Origin of the sequence: Rubrimonas sp., assembly GCF_036788415.1 — a bacterium.
Taxonomy (GTDB): Bacteria; Pseudomonadota; Alphaproteobacteria; order Rhodobacterales; family Rhodobacteraceae; genus Rubrimonas.
On the sequence record NZ_DAIQNN010000173.1, the window covers coordinates 1 to 3,814 of the forward strand.

The following is a 3,814-nucleotide window of genomic DNA, read 5'->3' on the forward strand; positions in this document are numbered from 1 at the left end:
CGCGTCGCCTCCAGCGCCTCGGGGTCCTCCACGTCGGTCTCCCGCGCGTCGAGCCCCGCGATGCCGCCAAGCCCATGGCCCATGCCATTGATCGTCAGCAGGGCCTCCGCCCCCGGCGCGTCATGGAAGACGTCCGCGTGCCACTCGGGGCCGCGCGGCGTGAAGTGCGGATCGTCGTCTGCGCCGCAGACCACGAGGGTCGGGACGTCGATGCCGCTGAAATCGACGTCGAAGAAGGGAAAGCGCGCGGCGTGCTCGGGCGTCAGATCGGCGCCGCCGCGCCCCGGGGTCGCCAGCAGGACGCCGGCGCGGATGCGCGGATCGGCGAAGTTCTCCCCCTGCAGCCGCGCGCCGAGCAGCAGGCTGCAGGTATGGCCGCCGAAGGAGTGGCCCGCTACGGCGATGCGGTCGTGATCCAGTCTTCCTGCGATAGCCGGAGCCTGCCGCTCGATCTCGCCCAGCTGGTCGAGGATGGCGCGCATCTCTAGCACGCGCTCGCGCCAGAAGAACGGGCCGTCAGGCAGGTCGGGGTCGAGTCCGCCGATCCGCGAACTGGCGTGCGTCGGCTGAACGACGGCGATCCCCCGTTCGGCCCAGAACTGGGCGAGCGGGGCGTAGCCGTCCTTCGACGGGATATGCTTCGACGGGCCGAAGCCGTGCGACAGGATCACGATCGGCAGGCGATCCCCGGTCGCGGGCGCGGTCAGGCGCAGCTCCAGCGGTTGGCGGCCGGGCGTCTCCAGCCGGATCGGGGTGTAGGCCACGGTCAGGGCGGGATCCGGCGTCGGCAGAGCGCGGGAGCGGTCGATCAGTCGGTTCATCTGTTGGCCTTATTGGTTGTATCGGCGCGGCGCATCTCGCAGCTGTCGGCGTTCAGCGGCCAGCCGTGGGCGGCTTCTCCACCGCGGGATTGCGGGAGCAGACGAGGGTAGGGCTGCTGCTCGGCGTCGTCTGGGCGCCCTGCGTCGGCCCGACGCTCGGCGCCGCCTCGCTGATGGCGGCGCGCGGCGAGACCCTCGGTCAGGTCGCCGCGACGATGCTGGCGTTCGGCGTCGGCGCGGCGATCCCGCTTCTCGCGATCGGCATGTTGTCGCGCGACGTGCTCTCGCGCTGGCGCGGTCGTCTGCTTGCGGCGGGCGGCGCCGGCAAGCGGGTGATGGGCGCGGTGTTGTTGCTGGTGGGCGTCCTGATGCTGAGCGGCCTCGACAAGCGCGCCGAGGCGTGGCTCGTCGAGGCCTCGCCGGCGTGGCTCACCCGGCTGACGACGGCGATCTGAGCGCCGCGCGGCGCGGCGTCACTCGAGCGTCTGCACCGCAATGGCGGCGAAGATGGCGTCGAGCTCTGCGGCCACCGCACTGAGCTCGGCGCCGCCCTCGTCGGCGTAGGGCGCGAAGACGAAGCTCGGGGTCTTGTAGGCGAGCGTGGCCCCGCCTTCCGCGCGCTCCGTCACATAGAACCGGATCGGGGCCTCGATCATCGCGGCCTCCGAGGCGGCCAGCGCGCGCACGGCGTAATCGTTGCGGAAGACGCCGAGCACGCGGTTGCCGGGGATCGTCACCCCGCGGGCGGCGGCGGCCTCGGTCGGGCCGGCCTCGGTGACGAGGCCCATGTTCGCGGCCGTGATGGCCGCGCGCAGGTCGGCGAGCAGCGTGGGGTAGGGCTTGGCGCTGTGCGCGACCGCCCAGCCTTCGCGCGGTTCGAGCGCATGCGCCCCAGCCGGGGCGAGGAGCAGAAGCGCAAGCAAGACGAGAGGTCGCATAGCAGTCTCCTTTGGTCAGGAAGGAAGCATCGCGCCCGCCGCCAGCGGCTGCAACCCGCCGGTCCTGCGACTGTCGCCCGGCTCAATCGACGTGGCGGATCGGCGCGCCGGGGTGGAAGGCGCGGAAGGCGAAGGCGAACGGAACGTCGTAGGGAACGTCGTCGAGGGTTCCGTCGGACCGGCGGCGCTGGACGGTGACGGTTCCCACGTCGCGGCCTTCGGCAATGCGCGCAGCGTCTAGGGCGGAGGCCTGGCCGGGCCGCCAGCGGATCACGAGGTCGTCCGCCACCACCTCGCCCGCGGCGCGCAGGTGCTCGAAGCTCCACGCCTCCTCCCGCCCCGGGACGGAGACGACGCGCATCAGCGCGCGGCCCGGCCCATCGTAGTCGCCGCGATAGAGGAAGGGTCGCGGCGCGCCGTCGTAGCCGACATAGGGGTTGCGGCCGTAGGCGCGCAGGCCGGGATCGGTCGGGACCAGCACGCGGCCTTCGGGGTGGCGTTCGGCGAAGTCGGCGAAGCTCTCCAGCCGCGAGGGCAGGCGGTCGAGCACGTCGCCGGCGCGCACGCCGGCGACGGCGCGGCCCTCGAACTGCTGCCACCAGCTCTCGGTGGCGCGGTCGTACATGAGCATGTCGGAATGGCGCAGCTTGCCGGAGACGCCGAAGGTCGTCTCCGCCCCGTCCACCACGCGCTCGAAGGCCACCGCCGAGTTGCACAACGGGCAGAAGGTGACCGCGACGGGCGCGCCAGCGACGGTGTCGTTGACGATCTCGTGCCACGTCAGGATGCGCAGCGGATAGGCGCGCGCGTCGCCGTCGATGGCGAGGCTCATCACCGGCTCGACCGCCGCGTGGTTCGCCGCCGCCTCCGAGACGGAGACGAAGCGCGGGTCGTCGATGGCGGGAATGCCGTCCTTCGGCGGGCCGCCTGAGAAGATCTCGGCCGGATCGACCAGCATCCGGTCGAAGTCGGTCCGCGGCCACTCGCGCGCCCACTGCGCCGGGTCGGCCAGAGCCGCGCCGGCGGCGAGCGCCAGCGCGACGGCGATCTCAGGCGCGCGCAGGGGTCGCATCGCGCGCCTCCCCGATCCGGCGGCGCAGAAGCGCGTCCAGCGAGACCAGACCGGCCCCCTTCACGACGAGATAGGCCAGCAGGAAGACCCACAGCGTGCGCTGGTCCATGATGGCCGAGCCGGGATGGCGGTCGAACAGCGCGCCCACGGTGGCGTCGTCGACGCCGTGGAAGGCGATGTCCACATAGGACTGCACGAGCACGAACGCGATCATGCCCGCCGCGGCGACGCGGGTGGCGAGCCCCGCCACGATCAGCACCGGCAACAGGAACTCCGCGTAGGTCCCCAGCCCGACGATCAGTCCCCAGGGCAGGGTCGGCACGGCGGAGACGTCGTAGCCGTAGGCCTCCACCACGGGGGGCAGCATCTGCCAGTAGGCGGCGTCGCGGACCTGGAGCCAGCCGAGGAGGCCCGGCTCGATCTTGGTCAGCGCGGCGTTCCAGTAGTAGCCGAACAGCACCGCGGCGAAGATCAGCCGCGCGAGCAGGCCGAGCAGCCACGGCTCCAGCGCAGCCTCCACCGCCGCGACGAGGCGGCTGTAGAGGGCGGCCACGCCGTGGGTCAAGGCGGCGAGACGGTCCATGGGCGCTTCTCCTTCAGGGGGCGATGCGGACGACGAGGCCCGCGGCGAACAGGGCGGAGATTTGCGCGGCGAGGTCGAAGCCCGCGTGCGCGGCGCCCTCGGCGGCCGCGGCCCCGAGCGGCCGGCCCCGGCCGAGCGCCGCGAGGAAGGCCGCGGCGGCAGGTTCGGGGGCGGAGACCGCCACCGCGTCGAAGGGACGGGCGACCAGCGCCGTCTCGGCGCGGCCCAGGTCCACGCCGCCCGCCCGCGGGCCGGTCACGTCGGCCCAGAGGCTGGCGACCGGAAAGCGCGACCGCACGAGCCGCGCCGAGGGATGCAGCGTCAGCCGCGCGCCGTCGAGCCGGGAGGGGGGGACGTCCGCCAGCGCGGCGATGGAGAGCGGCGTCGCGTCGGCGGCGTG

The 3,814-nt window shown here is 73.3% G+C and carries 5 protein-coding genes and 1 pseudogene; 1 reads left to right on the plus strand and 5 read right to left on the minus strand.

Going from position 1 to position 3,814, the window contains the following annotated elements:
• On the minus strand, positions 1–821 hold an 821-nt coding region (locus tag V7Q31_RS17870), incomplete at its 3' end, for an alpha/beta hydrolase family protein (protein ID WP_333835201.1).
• A gap of 65 nt (positions 822–886) precedes the next feature.
• On the opposite strand from V7Q31_RS17870, the gene V7Q31_RS17875 reads away from it, so the two are divergent.
• Positions 887–1,276: a cytochrome c biogenesis CcdA family protein gene (locus V7Q31_RS17875; RefSeq protein ID WP_333835202.1), complete on the plus strand. Its 390-nt coding sequence runs from the start codon at positions 887–889 to the stop codon at positions 1,274–1,276.
• 18 nt (positions 1,277–1,294) lie between these two features.
• On the opposite strand, the gene V7Q31_RS17880 is transcribed toward V7Q31_RS17875, so the two are convergent.
• From V7Q31_RS17880 to V7Q31_RS17895, 4 genes and pseudogenes are all read right to left on the minus strand, one after another.
• Complete coding sequence (locus V7Q31_RS17880; RefSeq protein WP_333835203.1) at positions 1,295–1,759, minus strand: DUF302 domain-containing protein; 465 nt, start codon at positions 1,757–1,759, stop codon at positions 1,295–1,297.
• Positions 1,760–1,841: 82 nt separating this feature from the next.
• Positions 1,842–2,831, minus strand: a complete 990-nt coding sequence (locus tag V7Q31_RS17885) for a DUF3179 domain-containing protein (RefSeq protein WP_333835204.1) — start codon at positions 2,829–2,831, stop codon at positions 1,842–1,844.
• A complete protein-coding gene (locus tag V7Q31_RS17890; RefSeq protein WP_333835205.1) occupies positions 2,809–3,414 on the minus strand; it encodes a DoxX family protein in 606 nt (201 codons plus the stop codon). The genes V7Q31_RS17885 and V7Q31_RS17890 overlap by 23 nt, the downstream gene beginning before the upstream one ends.
• 13 nt (positions 3,415–3,427) lie before the next feature.
• Positions 3,428–3,814, minus strand: a pseudogene (locus V7Q31_RS17895) (DNA-binding domain-containing protein); the annotation flags it as partial.